This is a genomic window from Campylobacter sp. BCW_6871, assembly GCF_001762325.1.
GTDB lineage: Bacteria > Campylobacterota > Campylobacteria > Campylobacterales > Campylobacteraceae > Campylobacter_D > Campylobacter_D jejuni.
On record NZ_MJWQ01000066.1, the window covers coordinates 34,208 to 53,512 of the forward strand.

The 19,305-nt window shown below is 33.8% G+C and carries 16 protein-coding genes, 4 tRNA genes and 1 pseudogene; 18 read left to right on the plus strand and 3 right to left on the minus strand.

Translation table 11 applies throughout. The features are described from left to right. Position 1: 1 nt before the first annotated feature. From AJ930_RS07510 to AJ930_RS07595, 18 genes are all read left to right on the plus strand, one after another. A tRNA-Gly gene (locus tag AJ930_RS07510) sits at positions 2–78 on the plus strand. 104 nt (positions 79–182) lie between these two features. Then, positions 183–257, plus strand: a tRNA-Thr gene (locus AJ930_RS07515). Positions 258–325: 68 nt separating this feature from the next. Continuing rightward, positions 326–1,525: an elongation factor Tu gene (gene tuf / locus AJ930_RS07520; RefSeq protein WP_002855271.1), complete on the plus strand. Its 1,200-nt coding sequence runs from the start codon at positions 326–328 to the stop codon at positions 1,523–1,525. Between the two features lie 52 nt (positions 1,526–1,577). Then, positions 1,578–1,736, plus strand: a complete 159-nt coding sequence (rpmG, locus tag AJ930_RS07525) for a 50S ribosomal protein L33 (protein ID WP_002793551.1) — start codon at positions 1,578–1,580, stop codon at positions 1,734–1,736. 12 nt (positions 1,737–1,748) lie between these two features. Next, a tRNA-Trp gene (locus tag AJ930_RS07530) sits at positions 1,749–1,824 on the plus strand. Between the two features lie 18 nt (positions 1,825–1,842). Further along, positions 1,843–2,022 carry a preprotein translocase subunit SecE gene (gene secE / locus AJ930_RS07535; protein ID WP_002854985.1) on the plus strand — a complete coding sequence of 60 codons (180 nt, stop codon included), beginning with the start codon at positions 1,843–1,845 and terminating at the stop codon, positions 2,020–2,022. Between the two features lie 9 nt (positions 2,023–2,031). Continuing rightward, on the plus strand, positions 2,032–2,565 hold the full coding sequence (gene nusG, locus AJ930_RS07540; RefSeq protein ID WP_002851098.1) for a transcription termination/antitermination protein NusG: 534 nt from the start codon (positions 2,032–2,034) through the stop codon (positions 2,563–2,565). Between the two features lie 25 nt (positions 2,566–2,590). Then, positions 2,591–3,016, plus strand: a complete 426-nt coding sequence (gene rplK, locus AJ930_RS07545) for a 50S ribosomal protein L11 (protein WP_002861210.1) — start codon at positions 2,591–2,593, stop codon at positions 3,014–3,016. 54 nt (positions 3,017–3,070) lie between these two features. After that, positions 3,071–3,772, plus strand: coding sequence for a 50S ribosomal protein L1 (gene rplA, locus AJ930_RS07550; protein ID WP_002854928.1), 702 nt, complete (start codon positions 3,071–3,073; stop codon positions 3,770–3,772). Between the two features lie 151 nt (positions 3,773–3,923). Continuing rightward, positions 3,924–4,403 carry a 50S ribosomal protein L10 gene (gene rplJ / locus AJ930_RS07555; protein WP_002858610.1) on the plus strand — a complete coding sequence of 160 codons (480 nt, stop codon included), beginning with the start codon at positions 3,924–3,926 and terminating at the stop codon, positions 4,401–4,403. A 20-nt stretch (positions 4,404–4,423) separates the two neighbouring features. Then, on the plus strand, positions 4,424–4,801 hold the full coding sequence (gene rplL, locus AJ930_RS07560; RefSeq protein ID WP_002854820.1) for a 50S ribosomal protein L7/L12: 378 nt from the start codon (positions 4,424–4,426) through the stop codon (positions 4,799–4,801). Positions 4,802–4,909: 108 nt separating this feature from the next. Further along, a complete protein-coding gene (gene rpoB, locus AJ930_RS07565) occupies positions 4,910–9,046 on the plus strand; it encodes a DNA-directed RNA polymerase subunit beta (RefSeq protein ID WP_074497520.1) in 4,137 nt (1,378 codons plus the stop codon). Beyond that, on the plus strand, positions 9,039–13,592 hold the full coding sequence (gene rpoC, locus AJ930_RS07570) for a DNA-directed RNA polymerase subunit beta' (protein ID WP_070275104.1): 4,554 nt from the start codon (positions 9,039–9,041) through the stop codon (positions 13,590–13,592). The genes rpoB and rpoC overlap by 8 nt, the downstream gene beginning before the upstream one ends. Before the next feature lie 119 nt (positions 13,593–13,711). Continuing rightward, on the plus strand, positions 13,712–14,098 hold the full coding sequence (gene rpsL / locus AJ930_RS07575; RefSeq protein ID WP_002782934.1) for a 30S ribosomal protein S12: 387 nt from the start codon (positions 13,712–13,714) through the stop codon (positions 14,096–14,098). A 69-nt stretch (positions 14,099–14,167) separates the two neighbouring features. Then, entirely contained in the window at positions 14,168–14,638 is a 471-nt protein-coding gene (rpsG, locus tag AJ930_RS07580; protein WP_002779471.1) for a 30S ribosomal protein S7, read from the plus strand. 12 nt (positions 14,639–14,650) lie between these two features. Next, positions 14,651–16,726 (plus strand): elongation factor G, encoded by a 2,076-nt coding sequence (gene fusA / locus AJ930_RS07585; RefSeq protein WP_002779472.1) that lies wholly within the window; start codon positions 14,651–14,653, stop codon positions 16,724–16,726. A gap of 28 nt (positions 16,727–16,754) precedes the next feature. Further along, positions 16,755–16,831, plus strand: a tRNA-Arg gene (locus AJ930_RS07590). Positions 16,832–17,011: 180 nt separating this feature from the next. Further along, on the plus strand, positions 17,012–18,214 hold the full coding sequence (locus AJ930_RS07595; RefSeq protein ID WP_002929369.1) for a tyrosine-type recombinase/integrase: 1,203 nt from the start codon (positions 17,012–17,014) through the stop codon (positions 18,212–18,214). Here the strand turns inward: AJ930_RS07595 and AJ930_RS07600 are convergent. The 3 genes and pseudogenes from AJ930_RS07600 to AJ930_RS10565 all read right to left on the minus strand — a co-directional run. Next, positions 18,211–18,381, minus strand: coding sequence for a helix-turn-helix transcriptional regulator (locus AJ930_RS07600; protein ID WP_002864902.1), 171 nt, complete (start codon positions 18,379–18,381; stop codon positions 18,211–18,213). The two genes, AJ930_RS07595 and AJ930_RS07600, sit on opposite strands and share 4 nt — an antisense overlap. Next, positions 18,374–18,916: a pentapeptide repeat-containing protein gene (locus AJ930_RS07605; protein WP_070275105.1), complete on the minus strand. Its 543-nt coding sequence runs from the start codon at positions 18,914–18,916 to the stop codon at positions 18,374–18,376. The genes AJ930_RS07600 and AJ930_RS07605 overlap by 8 nt, the downstream gene beginning before the upstream one ends. A gap of 1 nt (position 18,917) precedes the next feature. Then, positions 18,918–19,305, minus strand: a pseudogene (locus AJ930_RS10565) (phage antirepressor Ant); the annotation flags it as partial.

A 19,305-nucleotide genomic window follows, 5' to 3' on the forward strand; every position in this document is an offset into this window, starting at 1 on the left:
TGCGGGAGTAGCTCAGTTGGCTAGAGCATCAGCCTTCCAAGCTGAGGGTCGCGGGTTCGAGTCCCGTTTCCCGCTCCAATAATTTAAAAGAACTGGGAGCTGTATTTTAAAACCTTTAACTTACAGTATATATCCCATTTAAGAGTTTTTGTTGTCTGTTATTGTGTATAATTTTTCTGAGCGCTCGTATGGCTCAGAGGTAGAGCACTCCCTTGGTAAGGGAGAGGTCGCGGGTTCAATTCCCGCTATGAGCTCCATGAATTGAAAAAATTATATAGATATAAGACTTGCTTTGCTCAATTTATTTTTTATACGGAGGAAAAAAATGGCTAAAGAAAAATTTTCACGTAATAAGCCACACGTAAATATTGGTACTATTGGTCACGTTGACCATGGTAAAACTACTTTAACAGCTGCTATTTCTGCTGTTCTTTCTAGAAGAGGTTTAGCAGAGCTTAAAGATTATGATAATATCGATAATGCTCCAGAAGAAAAAGAGCGTGGTATTACTATTGCTACTTCTCATATTGAATATGAAACAGACAATCGTCACTATGCACACGTTGACTGCCCAGGTCACGCAGATTATGTTAAAAACATGATTACAGGTGCTGCACAAATGGATGGAGCGATCTTGGTTGTTTCTGCTGCAGATGGCCCTATGCCACAAACTAGAGAGCATATTCTTCTTTCTCGTCAAGTAGGCGTTCCATATATTGTTGTTTTTATGAATAAAGCAGATATGGTTGATGATGCTGAACTTTTAGAGTTAGTTGAAATGGAAATTAGAGAATTATTAAGCTCTTATGATTTCCCAGGCGATGATACACCTATTATTTCTGGTTCTGCTTTAAAAGCTCTTGAAGAAGCTAAAGCTGGACAAGATGGTGAATGGTCAGCAAAAATTATGGATCTTATGGCTGCAGTTGATAGCTATATTCCAACTCCAACTCGTGATACCGAAAAAGACTTCTTGATGCCAATTGAAGACGTTTTCTCAATTTCAGGTCGTGGTACTGTTGTTACAGGTAGAATTGAAAAAGGTGTTGTAAAAGTAGGTGATACTATTGAAATCGTTGGTATTAAAGATACTCAAACAACAACTGTAACAGGTGTTGAAATGTTCAGAAAAGAAATGGATCAAGGCGAAGCAGGAGATAACGTAGGTGTTCTTCTTCGTGGTACTAAAAAAGAAGAAGTTATCCGTGGTATGGTTCTTGCTAAACCAAAATCAATTACTCCGCACACTGACTTCGAAGCTGAAGTTTATATCTTAAATAAAGATGAAGGTGGTAGACATACTCCATTCTTTAACAACTATAGACCACAGTTTTATGTAAGAACAACTGATGTTACAGGTTCGATTAAATTAGCTGATGGTGTTGAAATGGTTATGCCAGGTGAAAATGTGAGAATTACTGTAAGCTTGATCGCTCCAGTAGCACTTGAAGAAGGAACTCGTTTTGCTATTCGTGAAGGTGGTAAAACTGTTGGTTCAGGTGTTGTTTCTAAAATTATTAAATAATTTAATAAAGCCAAGTTAAAAGCTTGGCTTTAATTTTTTAAGGAAAATTGAAATGAGAATTAAAGTTGGTTTAAAGTGTGAAGAATGTGGTGATATTAATTATAGCACCTATAAAAATAGTAAAAATACTACTGAAAAATTAGAATTAAAAAAATATTGCCCAAGATTAAAAAAACATACACTTCACAAAGAAGTTAAGCTAAAAAGTTAAGCTTGCGCCCTTAGGGCAATAGCTCCAACGGTAGAGCGCCGGATTCCAAATCCGATGGTTGGGGGTTCGAATCCCTCTTGCCCTGCCATAATTAAGGTTTAAATAAATGGAAAAATTAATAACTTATTTTAAATTATCAAAAGCCGAATTAAGGAAAGTAATTTTTCCTTTAAAAGAACAGGTAAGAAATGCCTATATTACAGTTTTTGTAGTTGTTGCGGTGATTTCTTTGTTTTTGGCGTTAGTGGATTGGCTTATGTCCTCTATTGTTTCTGCGATCGTATAAGGAGAGTAAATGAGTACTCATAAATGGTATGCAATTCAAACTTATGCTGGCAGTGAAATGGCAGTTAAAAGAGCCATTGAAAATTTAGTAAAAGATAACGGAATTGAAGAACAACTTAAAGAAATTGTTGTTCCAACTGAAGATGTTATTGAATTTAAGAATGGAAAGGAGAAGATTAGCGAAAGAAGTTTGTATTCAGGATACGTTTTTGCACTTCTTGATTTAAATACGGAGCTTTGGCATCGCATTCAATCTCTTCCAAAGGTTGGTCGTTTTATTGGAGAATCCAAAAAGCCAACCCCTTTAACAGAAAAAGATATTAATTTGATTTTGGAAAAAGTTCACAATCGTGCAGCGCCTAAACCAAAGATTTCTTTTGAAGAAGGGGAAAATGTGAGAATCACAGAAGGGCCATTTGCAAACTTTACTGCAATTGTAGAAGAGTATGATATGGTTCGTGGTTTATTAAAATTAAATGTTTCTATTTTTGGACGCTCAACTCCAGTGGAGATCTTATATTCTCAAGTTGAGAAAATAATTTAATTTATATCAAGTAAGGAGATTTGTTATGGCTAAAAAAGTCGTAGGCGAAATTAAATTGCAAATTGCTGCCACAAAAGCAAACCCATCACCACCTGTTGGTCCTGCTTTGGGTCAGCAAGGTGTTAATATTATGGAGTTTTGTAAGGCTTTTAATGAAAGAACAAAAGATATGGCAGGTTTTAATATCCCTGTTGTCATCACTGTTTATGCAGATAAAAGTTTTACTTTTATTACAAAACAACCGCCAGCTACGGATTTGATCAAAAAAGCAGCTGGAATTTCTAAAGGTACGGATAATCCACTTAAAAATAAGGTGGGTAGGTTAACTCGTGCTCAAGTTTTAGAAATAGTAGATAAGAAAATTGCAGATTTAAATACTAAAGATAGAGATCAAGCTGCTAAAATTATTGCAGGTTCAGCTCGTTCTATGGGTGTTGAAATCGTTGATTAATCCTTTCACCGCCAAGGTAAAAGGCGGTAGCACTTTAAAATGCGGAGAAAATAAATGGCTAAGATAGCAAAAAGATTAAAAGAATTATCACAAAAAATTGATTCAAATAAAGAGTATGCTTTAAGCGATGCAATTGATACAATAAAGACTTTAAAGTCTGCTAAATTTGATGAGACTGTAGAAATTGCTTTAAAACTTAATGTTGATCCAAGACATGCAGATCAAATGGTAAGAGGATCTGTTGTTTTACCTGCTGGAACGGGTAAAAAAGTTCGTGTTGCTGTAATTGCAAAAGACGCAAAAGCTGATGAAGCGAAAAATGCTGGTGCAGATATTGTGGGTAGCGATGATTTAGTAGAAGAAATTCAAAAAGGTAATATGAATTTTGATGTTTTGATTGCTACTCCAAATTTAATGGGACTTGTTGGTAAAGTTGGTAGAATTTTAGGGCCAAAAGGTTTAATGCCAAATCCTAAAACCGGAACAGTGACTATGGATGTTGCTCAAGCAGTTAATAATGCAAAAAGTGGTCAGGTAAATTTCCGTGTTGATAAGCAAGGAAATATCCATGCAGGTCTTGGTAAAGTAAGTTTTTCCAAAGAACAATTATGGGACAATGTTAGCACTTTTGTAAAGGCAATTAACAAACACAAACCTGCCGCAGCTAAAGGTAGATATATTAAAAATGCGGCTTTATCTTTGACAATGAGCCCTTCTGTAAAGCTTGAAACACAAGAATTGCTTGATATGAAATAAGAGTTGCTTTTTTGCAACTCTTTTGTTTTAAAATAAACATTTGAAAAAATTTTTGATTTTTTGAGATGTTTATTTTAGATTGAAGATAGTCGAGGCGTAAGCTTAATTGGATTTCCACTCTACTTGAAATCTCAATCGGAAAGGAGAAAATGTGACTAGAAGCGAAAAAGTTGAGATTATTGCTAAACTTGAAGAAGGTTTTAAAGCTAGTGAAGCTATTGTAGTTTGTAATTACAGAGGTCTTAGCACAAAAAAACTAGAAGAGCTTAGAAATAATGCAAGAGAAAACAATGTAAAAGTTCAAATTGTTAAAAATACTTTGGCTAACATTGCTCTTAACAATTCCGGTAAAACAGGTCTAGTTCTTAAAGATACAAATATTTATCTTTGGGGCGAAGATCAGCTAAGTGTTTCAAAAGTAGCTGCTAAATTTGAAGAAAATAACGATAAATTTGAAATCAAAACAGCTCATATTGAAGGCGAAGTTGCAGATGTTGCTAAGGTTAAAGCTCTTGCTAAAATGCCTTCACGCAATGAGTTGCTTGCTATGCTTTTGCAAGTTTGGAATGCGCCAATTACCAATTTCACAATAGGTTTAAATGCGCTTAAAAATAAAAAAGAATCTGAATAAATTAAATAAAAGGATAAAAAATGGCAATTTCTAAAGAAGATGTATTAGAATATATTTCAAATTTAAGTGTTCTTGAGTTATCAGAACTTGTAAAAGAATTTGAAGAAAAATTTGGTGTGTCTGCTGCTCCTGTAATGGTGGCTGGTGGTGCTGCAGCTGGTGGTGCTGCAGCTGCTGCTGAAGAAAAAACTGAATTTGATATCGTTTTAACTGATGGCGGTGCTAAAAAGATTGAAGTTATTAAAATCGTTCGTGCTCTTACAGGCCTTGGTCTTAAAGAAGCAAAAGATGCAGTTGAGCAAACTCCTTCAACTCTAAAAGAGGGTGTGGCTAAAGCTGAAGCTGAAGAAGCTAAAAAACAACTTGAAGAAGCTGGTGCTAAAGTAGAACTTAAGTAATTTTAAGCTTTAAAGTTAGAAGAAGATTTGCCAAGGCAAGTCTTCTTTTTTTATTTTTACCTAATTTTTAGGTCTTCTTTTTTAAATTTACAAAATTTACCATGAGGTATGTGCGATATGTTAGATAATAAATTAGGAAATCGTTTAAGAGTAGACTTCTCAAACATTTCAAAACAAATAGAAATCCCAAATCTTCTACAATTACAAAAAAAGAGTTTTGATTATTTTTTAAATCTTGATAATGGTGAAAGTGGTATAGAAAAAGTTTTTAAATCAATTTTTCCTATTCATGATCCGCAAAATAGATTGAGTCTTGAATATGTTAGTAGTGAAATAGGCAAGCCAAAATATACCATTCGCGAATGCATGGAAAGAGGTTTGACTTATTCTGTAAATTTAAAAATGAAAATCCGTCTTACTCTGCATGAAAAAGATGAAAAAACAGGGGAAAAAGTTGGCGTAAAAGATATTAAAGAACAAGAAATTTATATCCGCGAAATTCCTTTAATGACAGATCGTGTATCTTTTATCATTAACGGGGTTGAGAGAGTGGTTGTAAATCAATTACATAGAAGCCCTGGTGTTATTTTTAAAGAAGAAGAAAGTTCAACGGTTGCAAATAAGCTTGTTTATACAGCACAAATTATTCCTGATCGTGGTTCGTGGCTTTATTTTGAATACGATGCCAAAGATGTTTTGTATGTAAGAATCAACAAGCGTAGAAAAGTTCCTGTAACTATGCTTTTTAGGGCTTTAGGGTATAAAAAACAGGATATTATTAAGTTGTTTTATCCTATCCAGACTATACATGTGAAAAAAGATAAATTTTTAACAGAATTTAATCCAAATGATTTTATGGACAGAATAGAGTATGATATTAAAGATGAAAAAGGAAAAATTGTTCATCAAGCTGGAAAACGACTTACAAAGAAAAAAGCAGAACAGCTTATTAAAGACGGTTTAAAATGGATAGAATACCCTGTAGAAATTTTACTTAATCGTTATTTGGCAAATCCTATTATTGATAAGGAAAGTGGAGAGGTTTTATTTGATTCTTTAACTTTGCTAGATGAGAGTAAGCTTGCCAAGATTAAAGAGCAAAAAAGTTTTGATATAGCAAATGACTTGGCTAATGGCGTTGATGCAGCGATTATTAACTCCTTTGCTCAAGATGGAGAAACTCTAAAACTTCTTAAACAAAGTGAAAATATCGATGATGAAAATGATTTAGCTGCGATTAGAATTTACAAGGTTATGCGTCCAGGTGAACCTGTGGTAAAAGATGCAGCGAAGGCTTTTGTAAATGATTTATTCTTCAATCCTGAAAGATACGATCTTACCAAGGTAGGTCGTATGAAAATGAACCATAAGTTAGGTCTTGAAGTGCCTGAGTATGTTACTGTTTTGACTAATGAAGATATTATTAAAACTGCAAAATATTTAATTAAAGTAAAAAATGGTAAAGGACATATTGATGATAGAGATCATTTAGGAAATCGTCGTATCCGTTCTATAGGTGAACTTTTAGCCAATGAACTTCATTTAGGTCTTGCAAAAATGCAAAAGGCGATCAGAGATAAATTTACTTCTTTAAATGCGGATCTTGATAAAGTAATGCCTTATGATTTAATCAATCCTAAAATGATTACTACAACCATCATTGAATTTTTTACAGGAGGTCAGCTTTCGCAATTTATGGATCAAACCAACCCTTTAAGCGAGGTTACTCATAAGCGTCGTTTGTCAGCGCTTGGTGAAGGTGGACTTGTAAAAGAAAGAGCAGGTTTTGAAGTGCGTGATGTTCATGCGACACATTATGGTAGAATTTGTCCAGTTGAAACACCTGAAGGTCAAAATATTGGTTTGATTAACACTCTTTCTACTTATGCAAAAGTAAATGAACTTGGCTTTGTTGAAGCACCATATAGAAAAGTTGTAAATGGTAAAGTGACTAATGAAGTTGTTTATCTTACAGCAACACAAGAAGAAGGCTTGTTTATTGCACCAGCTTCAACCAAAGTTGATGCTAAAGGCAATATAGTAGAAGAATTTGTTGAGGCTAGACAAGATGGTGAAACTATACTTGCAAGACGCGAAGAAGTGCAATTAATCGATCTTTGCTCAGGTATGGTTGTTGGGGTTGCAGCTTCTTTGATTCCGTTTTTAGAGCACGATGATGCAAACAGAGCGCTAATGGGTTCAAATATGCAACGTCAAGCTGTGCCACTTCTTACTGCTTCAGCTCCGATAGTAGGAACAGGTATGGAACAAATTATTGCGCGTGATGCTTGGGAAGCTGTTAAAGCAAAGCGTGGCGGTGTGGTTGAGAAAGTGGATAATAAAAGCATTTTCATTTTAGGTGAAGATGATAAAGGTCCATTTATCGATCATTACACTATGGAGAAAAATTTAAGAACCAATCAAAATACAAATTATATTCAACATCCTATTGTTAAAAAAGGTGATATAGTAAAAACAGGACAAATTATCGCAGATGGTCCTTCTATGGATCAAGGCGAACTTGCTATAGGTAAAAATGCTTTAATCGCTTTTATGCCTTGGAATGGTTATAACTATGAGGATGCTATAGTTGTAAGTGAGAGAATTATTCGTGAAGATACCTTTACAAGCGTGCATATTTATGAAAAAGAAATTGAAGCAAGAGAACTAAAAGATGGTATAGAAGAAATTACCAAAGATATCCCAAATGTAAAAGAAGAAGATGTTGCACATCTTGATGAGAGCGGTATTGCAAAAATTGGTACCCATATTAAACCAGGTATGATTTTGGTGGGTAAGGTTTCTCCAAAAGGTGAGGTTAAACCAACTCCTGAAGAAAGACTTTTAAGAGCGATTTTTGGAGAAAAAGCAGGGCATGTTGTGAATAAATCCCTTTATGCAACTGCTTCTTTAGAGGGTGTTGTTGTAGATGTTAAAATTTTCACTAAAAAAGGCTATGAAAAAGACGATCGCGCAATAAAATCTTATGATAAAGAAAAAATGGCTTTAGAAAAAGAACACCATGATAGACTTTTGATGATGGATAGAGAAGAAATGCTTCGTGTTTGTGCTCTTCTTTCCAAAGCCCCTTTAAATAGTGATCAAAAAATTGGAGATAAAAATTATAAAAAAGGACAAACTGCAGATATTAGCGAACTTGAAAAAATCAATCGTTTTACTTTAACAACTTTGATTAAAGCTTATTCTAAAGAGATTCAAAAAGAATACGATGATTTAAAAAATCATTTCCAAAATGAGAAGAAAAAATTAAAAGCAGAACACGATGAAAAGCTTGAAATTTTAGAAAAAGATGATATTTTACCAAGTGGGGTAATTAAGCTTGTTAAAGTTTATATTGCTACAAAGAGAAAGCTTAAAGTTGGTGATAAAATGGCAGGACGTCACGGAAACAAAGGTATAGTTTCAACTATAGTTCCTGAAGTGGATATGCCTTATTTACCAAATGGTAAAAGTGTAGATATTGCACTTAATCCACTTGGCGTTCCAAGTCGTATGAATATAGGCCAAATTTTAGAAAGCCATTTGGGTTTAATTGGACTTAGACTCGGAGATCAGATTCAAGAAATTTTTGACAGAAAGCAAAAAGATTTTCTTAAAGAATTAAGAGCAAAAATGCTTGAAATTTGTTCTATTCCAAGACTTGCAAGCGAAAAAGAATTTATTAAAAGCTTAAGCGATGAAGAGCTTTTAAACTATGCTAGAGACTGGAGTAAAGGAGTTAAATTTGCTACTCCTGTTTTTGAAGGTGTAAATATAGAAGAATTTAGCAAGCTTTTTGAAATGGCCAAGATAGATATGGACGGCAAAACAGAACTTTATGATGGACGCACAGGTGAAAAAATTGCAGAGCGTGTTCATGTGGGATGTATGTATATGCTAAAACTCCACCACTTAGTTGATGAGAAAGTTCACGCAAGAAGTACAGGACCTTACAGCTTAGTTACCCAACAACCTGTGGGTGGTAAAGCACTCTTTGGGGGACAAAGATTTGGGGAGATGGAAGTTTGGGCACTTGAAGCTTATGGAGCGGCACACACTTTAAGAGAAATGTTAACTATCAAATCAGACGATGTAGAAGGTAGATTTAGTGCTTATAAAGCATTGACAAAAGGTGAAAATGTTCCAGCAACAGGAATTCCTGAAACATTTTTTGTATTAACCAATGAGCTTAAATCTCTTGCTTTAGATGTTGAGATTTTTGATAAGGATGAAGATAATGAGTAAATTTAAAGTAATAGAAATCAAAGAAGATGCAAGACCTAGGGATTTCGAAGCGTTTCAACTAAGACTTGCAAGTCCTGAAAAAATCAAATCATGGTCTTATGGAGAAGTAAAAAAACCAGAAACTATCAATTATAGAACCTTAAAGCCTGAAAGAGATGGGCTTTTTTGCGCAAAGATTTTTGGACCTATAAGAGATTATGAGTGTCTTTGTGGTAAATACAAAAAAATGCGTTTTAAAGGCGTTAAGTGTGAAAAATGTGGTGTTGAAGTAGCAAATTCAAAAGTGCGTCGTTCTAGAATGGGACATATCGAGCTTGTAACTCCTGTGGCCCATATTTGGTATGTTAATTCTCTTCCAAGCCGTATAGGAACGCTTTTGGGTGTTAAGATGAAAGATCTTGAGCGTGTGCTTTATTATGAAGCTTATATCGTTGAAAATCCAGGCGATGCTTTCTATGATAATGAAAGCACCAAAAAAGTAGAATATTGTGATGTTTTAAATGAAGAGCAATATCAAAATTTAATGCAACGCTATGAAAATAGTGGCTTTAAAGCAAGAATGGGTGGAGAAGTTGTTCGTGATTTACTTGCAAATTTAGATCTTGTGGCGCTTTTAAATCAGCTTAAAGAAGAAATGGCGGCTACAAATTCAGAGGCTAAGAAAAAAACCATCATTAAACGCTTAAAAGTAGTAGAAAATTTCTTAAATTCAAATTTAAACGCCAATACCGATAGTGATGAAGCCGTACCAAATCGTCCTGAATGGATGATGATTACAAATCTTCCAGTTTTACCGCCAGATTTGCGTCCTTTAGTGGCTTTAGATGGTGGGAAATTTGCAGTTTCTGATGTGAATGACTTATATCGTCGTGTTATCAATAGAAATACACGTCTTAAAAAACTTATGGAACTTGATGCACCTGAAATCATTATAAGAAATGAAAAAAGAATGCTTCAAGAGGCTGTTGATGCACTTTTTGACAACGGTCGTCGTGCTAATGCTGTAAAAGGAGCAAATAAACGCCCATTAAAATCTTTAAGTGAAATTATCAAAGGAAAGCAAGGGCGTTTTAGACAAAACCTACTAGGTAAGAGAGTGGATTTCTCAGGTCGTAGTGTTATTGTTGTGGGTCCAAAACTTAGAATGGATCAATGTGGTTTACCTAAAAAAATGGCTTTAGAGCTTTTTAAACCACATCTTTTAGCTAAGCTTGAAGAAAAAGGTTATGCAACTACAGTAAAACAAGCTAAAAAAATGATAGAAAACAAAACCAATGAAGTTTGGGAATGTTTAGAAGAGGTAGTAAAAGGACATCCTGTTATGTTAAACCGTGCGCCTACTTTGCATAAACTTTCTATCCAAGCTTTTCATCCTGTTTTAGTGGAAGGTAAGGCTATACAACTTCATCCTTTGGTTTGTGCAGCATTTAACGCGGACTTTGATGGGGATCAAATGGCAGTGCATGTACCGCTTTCTCAAGAGGCTATTGCAGAATGTAAAGTGCTTATGCTTTCATCAATGAATATTCTTTTGCCAGCAAGCGGTAAGTCTGTAACCGTTCCATCGCAAGATATGGTTTTAGGAATTTATTATCTTTCATTGGAAAAAGCAGGTGCTAAAGGTTCGCATAAAATTTGTACAGGCATTGATGAAGTGATGATGGCACTTGAAAGCAAGTGTTTGGATATTCATGCGAGTATACAAACTATGATAGATGGTAGAAAGATTACTACTACAGCGGGAAGATTGATTATTAAATCCATTTTACCTGATTTTGTGCCTGAAAATAGTTGGAATAAAGTCTTAAAGAAAAAAGACATTGCTGCGCTTGTGGATTATGTTTATAAACAAGGTGGTTTAGAGATTACAGCAAGTTTCTTGGATAGACTTAAAAATTTAGGTTTTGAGTATGCAACGAAAGCAGGTATTTCAATTTCGATTGCAGATATTATTGTTCCTAATGACAAGCAAAAAGCTATCAATGAAGCAAAAAAACAAGTAAGAGAAATTCAAAATTCTTATAATCTCGGTTTGATTACTTCAGGGGAAAGATACAATAAAATCATTGATATTTGGAAAAGTACAAACAATGTTCTTTCAAAAGAGATGATGAAGCTTGTAGAAAAAGATAAAGAAGGTTTTAACTCTATTTATATGATGGCAGATTCTGGTGCTAGAGGTAGTGCGGCTCAAATTTCTCAGCTTGCTGCGATGAGAGGACTTATGACTAAACCTGATGGTTCTATTATCGAAACGCCTATTATTTCGAATTTCCGTGAAGGGCTAAATGTTCTTGAATACTTTATTTCAACCCACGGTGCTAGAAAAGGTCTTGCAGATACCGCTCTTAAAACAGCAAACGCGGGTTATTTGACAAGAAAACTCATCGATGTTGCACAAAATGTAAAAATTACCATTGAAGATTGTGGAACGCATGAAGGTGTTGAAATCAATGAAATCACCGCAGATAGTTCTATTATAGAAACTTTAGAAGAAAGAATTTTAGGTAGGGTTTTAGCTGAAGATGTGATCGATCCTATTACAAATTCTGTGCTTTTTGCAGAAGGTACTTTAATGGATGAGGAAAAAGCAAAAATTCTTGGAGAAAGCGGTATAAAAAGTGTCAATATTCGCACTCCTATTACCTGCAAAGCTAAAAAAGGAATTTGTGCAAAATGTTATGGTATCAATCTTGGCGAAGGTAAATTAGTAAAACCAGGTGAAGCAGTAGGAATTATTTCCGCTCAATCTATCGGCGAGCCAGGGACGCAGCTAACTCTAAGAACTTTCCACAGCGGGGGGACTGCAAGTACGGATTTACAAGATAGACAAGTAAGCGCACAAAAAGAAGGTTTTATAAGATTTTATAATCTTAAAACTTATAAAAACAAAGAAGGTAAAAATATCGTAGCAAATCGTAGAAATGCGGCGATTTTGCTTGTGGAGCCAAAAATCAAAACTCCATTTAAAGGTGTGATTAATATAGAAAATATTCATGAAGATGTGATTGTTTCTATTAAAGATAAAAAACAAGAAGTAAAATACATACTAAGAAAATACGATCTTGCTAAACCAAATGAATTAGCAGGTGTAAGTGGCAGTATAGATGGAAAACTTTATTTGCCATATCAAAGTGGTATGCAAGTAGAAGGAAATGAAAGTATCGTGGAAGTGATTAAAGAGGGTTGGAACGTTCCTAATCGTATTCCTTTTGCGAGTGAAATTTTAGTAGAAGATGGCGAGCCCGTGGTACAAAATATCAAAGCAGGAGAAAAGGGAACGCTTAAATTTTATATCCTTAAAGGCGATGGTTTAGATAGAGTAAAAAATGTTAAAAAAGGCGATATTGTTAAAGAAAAAGGATTCTTTGTGGTGATTGCTGATGAAAATGATAGAGAAGCAAAAAGACACTATATCCCAAGAGAATCTAAGATAGAATTTAACGATAGTGAAAAAATCGATGATGTAAATACTATCATTGCAAGTGCTCCTAAAAAAGAAAGAAAAGTGATTGCAGAATGGGATGCTTATAATAATACTATTATTGCAGAAATTGATGGTGTTGTAAGCTTTGAAGATATTGAAGCAGGTTATAGTGCCGATGAGCAAATTGATGAAGCTACAGGTAAGCGTTCTTTAGTGATTAATGAGTATTTGCCAAGCGGAGTTAGACCGACTTTGATAATTGCAGGAAAAGGTGATAAGGCTGTGCGTTATCAGCTTGAACCAAAAACCGTTATTTTTGTTCATGATGGCGATAAAATCGCTCAAGCAGATATTTTAGCAAAAACTCCAAAAGCTGCAGCTAAATCAAAAGATATTACAGGAGGTCTTCCAAGAGTTTCTGAACTTTTTGAAGCAAGAAAACCAAAAAATGCAGCTGTGATTGCAGAAATTGATGGTGTTGTTCGTTTTGATAAACCTTTGCGTTCCAAAGAAAGAATCATTATCCAAGCAGAAGATGGAACAAGTGCTGAGTATTTAATCGACAAATCAAAACACATTCAAGTAAGAGATGGCGAGTTTATCCATGCAGGTGAAAAACTTACAGATGGAGTTGTTTCGAGTCATGATGTGCTTAAAATTTTAGGTGAAAAAGCCTTGCATTATTATTTGATTTCCGAAATTCAACAAGTTTATCGCGGACAAGGTGTTGTGATTTCTGATAAACATATAGAAGTTATCGTTTCTCAAATGCTAAGACAAGTAAAAGTTGTAGATAGTGGACATACGAAATTTATCGAAGGTGATTTGGTTTCAAGACGTAAATTCCGTGAAGAAAACGAAAGAATCATTAGAATGGGTGGAGAACCAGCTATTGCCGAGCCTGTGCTTTTAGGTGTAACAAGAGCAGCGATTGGAAGTGATAGTGTGATTTCTGCGGCTTCATTCCAAGAAACTACTAAAGTTTTAACCGAAGCAAGTATAGCGGGTAAATTTGACTACTTAGAAGATTTAAAAGAAAATGTTATTCTAGGTAGAATGATTCCTGTTGGAACAGGGCTTTATGGTGAACAAAATTTAAAACTTAAAGAACAAGAATAAAACTCTATTTTATAGCCCTTCGGGGCTATATTTCTTCATTTTCAATCTTTTTAACTAAAATATAAGCAAAATTTAGATATCATCCAAAGTTTATTACATTTTTAAAGAAAGGAATTATTGTGCCTACCATAAATCAATTGGTTAGAAAAGAGCGCAAAAAAGTTTTAGAAAAATCTAAATCTCCAGCGCTTAAAAATTGTCCACAAAGAAGGGGAGTTTGCACTAGGGTTTATACTACAACACCTAAAAAACCAAACTCAGCGTTAAGAAAAGTTGCCAAAGTAAGACTTACTAGTGGCTTTGAAGTGATCAGCTATATCGGCGGTGAAGGTCATAACTTGCAAGAACACAGCATTGTTTTAGTGCGTGGTGGTAGGGTAAAAGACTTACCAGGGGTTAAATATCACATCGTTCGTGGTGCTCTTGATACAGCAGGTGTTGCAAAAAGAACAGTTTCTCGTTCTAAATATGGTGCTAAACGCCCTAAAGCAGGCGCTGCAAAATAATCATTCATACAGACAAATCCGTTAGATTTGATTTTGTTTGAGTAAAATTTAAAATTTGAAGGAAAAATAATGAGAAGAAGAAAAGCTCCGGTAAGAGAAGTCTTGCCTGATCCGATTTATGGTAATAAAGTAATCACAAAATTTATTAATTCTTTAATGTATGATGGTAAAAAAAGCACAGCTACAACAATTATGTATGGTGCTTTGGAAGCTATTGATAAAAAAGGTGGCGAGAAAAAAGGTATTGATATTTTTAATGATGCGATTGAAAATATTAAGCCTTTATTAGAAGTGAAATCTCGTCGTGTAGGTGGTGCAACCTATCAAGTTCCAGTTGAAGTTCGTCCTGCTAGACAACAAGCTTTAGCGATTCGTTGGATTATTTCTTTTGCAAGAAAAAGAAGCGAAAGAACTATGATTGATAAACTTGCAGCTGAGCTTTTAGATGCTGCTAATAGCAAAGGTGCTTCATTTAAGAAGAAAGAAGATACTTATAAAATGGCTGAAGCAAATAAAGCATTTGCTCACTATCGTTGGTAAGAAGGAGTGTGTATGTCAAGAAGTACTCCTTTAAAAAAAGTTAGAAATATCGGTATTGCTGCTCACATTGATGCGGGTAAAACGACTACATCTGAAAGAATTCTTTTCTTTACAGGTATGAGTCATAAAATCGGTGAAGTTCATGATGGTGCTGCTACTATGGACTGGATGGAACAAGAGAAAGAGCGTGGGATTACTATCACTTCTGCGGCTACAACTTGTTTTTGGAAAGATCACCAAATTAACCTAATTGACACTCCGGGTCACGTGGATTTTACAATTGAAGTTGAAAGATCTATGCGTGTTCTTGATGGTGCTGTTGCGGTATTTTGTTCAGTGGGTGGGGTGCAGCCTCAAAGTGAAACAGTTTGGAGACAAGCAAATAAATATGGTGTTCCAAGAATAGTATTTGTAAACAAAATGGATAGAATCGGTGCAAATTTCTACAATGTAGAAGATCAAATTCGTAACCGTTTAAAAGCTAATCCAGTTCCACTTCAAATTCCAATTGGTGCTGAGGATAATTTTAAAGGCGTAATCGATCTTGTAACTATGAAAGCTTTAGTTTGGGAAGATGATACTAAGCCAACGGATTATGTAGAAAAAGAAATTCCAGCTGAACTTAAAGAAAAGGCAGAAGAATATCGCACAAAAATGATAGAAGCAGTTTCTGAAACTTCAGATGAGTTGATGGAAAAATATTTAGGCGGAGAAGAATTAAGCCTTGAAGAGATTAAAACAGGGATTAAAGCAGGATGTTTAAGTCTTTCTATCGTTCCTATGCTTTGCGGTACAGCGTTTAAAAATAAAGGGGTTCAACCTTTACTTGATGCTGTTGTGGCTTATTTACCAGCTCCTGATGAAGTGGCAAATATCAAGGGTGAATATGAAGATGGCACAGAAGTTTCTGTAAAATCAACTGATGATGGCGAGTTTGCAGGACTTGCATTTAAAATCATGACAGATCCATTTGTAGGACAACTTACTTTCGTGCGTGTTTATCGCGGTTGTTTGGAAAGTGGTTCTTATGCGTATAACTCAACTAAAGATAAAAAAGAAAGAATTGGTCGTTTGTTAAAAATGCACTCTAACAAAAGAGAAGAGATTAAAGTGCTTTACGCAGGCGAAATTGGTGCTGTTGTAGGACTTAAAGATACTTTAACAGGGGATACTCTTGCAAGTGAAAAAGATAAGGTAATCCTTGAAAGAATGGATTTTCCAGATCCAGTTATTTCTGTTGCAGTTGAGCCAAAAACTAAAGCTGATCAAGAAAAAATGTCTATTGCTTTAAATAAATTAGCACAAGAAGATCCAAGTTTTAGAGTTTCTACAGATGAAGAAAGTGGTCAAACTATCATTTCAGGTATGGGTGAGTTACACCTTGAAATTATCGTTGATAGAATGCTTCGTGAATTTAAAGTTGAAGCTGAAGTAGGTCAACCACAAGTTGCTTATCGCGAAACTATTAGAAAAACTGTTGAACAAGAATACAAATATGCTAAACAATCAGGTGGTCGTGGTCAGTATGGACATGTATTCTTACGCCTTGAACCGCTTGAGCCAGGTAGTGGATATGAATTTGTTAATGATATCAAAGGTGGGGTAATTCCAAAAGAATACATTCCTGCAGTTGATAAAGGTGTTCAAGAAGCATTGCAAAATGGTGTTTTAGCAGGTTATCCTGTGGAAGATGTTAAAGTAACTGTTTATGATGGAAGTTATCACGAGGTGGATTCATCTGAGATGGCGTTTAAACTTGCTGCTTCTATGGGCTTTAAAGAAGGTGCTAGAAAAGCAGGTGCTGTGATCTTAGAGCCTATGATGAAAGTTGAAGTAGAAACTCCTGAAGATTATATGGGTGATGTTATTGGAGATCTTAACAAACGCCGTGGTCAAGTAAATAGCATGGATGAGCGTGGTGGAAATAAAATCATCACAGCATTTTGTCCTTTGGCTGAAATGTTTGGTTATTCTACTGATCTTAGAAGTCAAACTCAAGGTCGTGCGACTTATTCTATGGAATTTGATCATTATGATGAAGTTCCTAAAAATGTTGCGGATGAAATCATCAAAAAAAGAAACGGTTAAATTTTTAGCGGGATTTTTCCCGCTTTCTGTCCTCGTAGCTCAGCAGGATAGAGCGCAAAATTCCTAATTTTGAGGCCGTGAGTTCGAATCTCGCCGTGGACACCAAGTAGTAATTCATTAAGTAATATTAAGACACAAAATACACTATTTTAACAACTTTTCTACATTAAAATTTTTCATTATGATTGAAATTTTTTCTATTTTTTCTTATAATTTTGTAGCCATTTATGTAGCCAAAGTAAAAAAGCTAATTCTGGCTACAAAAATACTAAAAAAGGTTTTTTAATGCTAACTCAAAAAGATATAGACAATTTAGAAATAAAAGATAAAAGGTATATGATTAGCGTAGGAGAACCAAAAGAATTATATGTCCGAGTTAATCCAACGGGTAAAAAAGTTTTTTATTTAAGAGCTTCAAAATTTAAAAATTTTATAACAATAGGGGAATGCCAAAAAGGTGTTTTAAATGTTACAAATGCAAGAGAAAAAGCAAAAGATCTTTTAAAGTCAATGTATGATGGAAAATTTATCGGTAAAAATGATAAGGTTATGACACTTGAAAAAGCAAATTTTCTTTATGTTGATATAAAATCTAAAAAATTAAATTCAGCTACAATCAAAAAAGAACAGTCAATTTTTAAAAAATATATTATTCCCACTTTGGGACAAAAAGATATAAATGAATTGAAAAAAGATGATTTTCTACCTATTTATGATTTAATGCAGAAAAAAGGAATATACGAAACAATAAAGAAAAATATATCTTTGCTATGTAGGATATTTGAGATTAGTAGACAAAGAGGTGACTTAAAAACAGATATAATACTTCAATTGAAAGATTTAAAGAAATTTTACAATGAAGCAAATCACAATAAAGTTAAACATTTTAAAGCTATAGTAGAAGAACAAGAAATAAAAAATATGTTAGAATGTATGAAAGAATATAAAAATCATCCACGGACAAATACAACTATAATTAATGCAATTTATTTTACGCTTTTAACAGCACAAAGAAGTAAAAATATTCGATTTGCTAAATGGAGTGATATTGACTTTGAAAACAATCTTTGGATTATAAAAGCAGATGAAATGAAAGTAAGATCTAATGGTGATAATATTATCCCTTTAAATAAATATGCTTTAAAGATACTAGATATACAAAGAATTTTAAATGGAGATAAAAAGTATATTTTCGCTAATAATAATGGAACTATTAGCGAGAATTTTGCTGTAAGATTTTTTAAATTTTATAATTTAGAGCACACTATACATGGATATCGTTCTACTTTTAGAAGTGTTTATACTAATAAAAGCAATGAGTTAATTCAGCAAGGTATTAGTAAAGATATAGCAGAAATGATATTACATCATATAAGCGGCAATGAAATAGAAAGGGCTTACAACAGAGCCAAGGCAATTGATTTAAGAGTAAAACTTATGCAATGGTATGGAAATTACTTAAATTCTCTTTGTGAGTTTTGCTTTTAATGTCTTTTAGCTTTAAGCCATTTTTCTATTTCTTTTATTTCATATCTTATGGATTTTCCTATGCGAATGTAAGGTATTTTACCATCTTGTCTTAACTTAAATAATGATGTTATACTAACTCCTAAATATTCGCTCAATTCTTTTTCTCTAAAATATTTTTTAACCATTTTCAACTCCTAATCTTTTATCTATAATTTCAAAAATAGTATCCTTGTAATAACTCCAAAGCCATTTCTGTTCTTCATCTTCTAAATCATCAACGCTTAAATTACGCCATTCTTTTATTGTTTTAGTATCACAACCTAAATTCATCATAGTTTTTGTAAAAGTCATAACATAGGTATCAACGACAACACTAAAGATATTTTTCATATCTCCTATACAGTCCCTAAGATCTACATTTTCAAATATACAATTTTCAAATTCTGTTCTTAGAAAATTACAAAAATGAAAACTTGCTCCACTAAAATCGCAATCTATAAAAGATGCATTCTTACTTGAAATATCATTTAAATTAGCATTTTTAAAGCTAGTGCCGTTTATAAACACATTATCAAAATCCAAACCACTTAAATTTAGATTTTCTAAGTTTGCATCATTTAAAGAAATACCTTCTAAAATGCAATACTCAACTAATTCTTTTTCACTTTTTCTATCATCTTCGATAATGATAGTTTCATCAAGTCTTTTTAAAATTCCCATCTCATCTCCTTAATATTTTTTTCCATTTTTCTTCGCATTTTTCATAATTTTGCCAATAATCAAGACTTTGTTTTAGCTTCTTAACAACAGCATCCCAAGTTGTCATTTTTGTACTTTCTAATGCTATTTTTTCAGCTAAAAATTCAAATTCCCATTCTTTTATACAAAGAATTCCGTAATCCTTAGCTAGTATTTTTCTAAGCTCTAGTAGTTCTTCCTTGCTGAGCTTTCTTTTAAAGCTTAACTCGTTTTTCTTTTCTAAGTCGTATTGTAAGGCTTTAATTTTGTTTTCATAATGTTCCTTTTGTTGTTTTAATTGAGATTTATAACCTAAGCTTTGTCTAAAAGCTAACTTATCGTGCTTCTCATATTCAATATTTCTTAGTCTT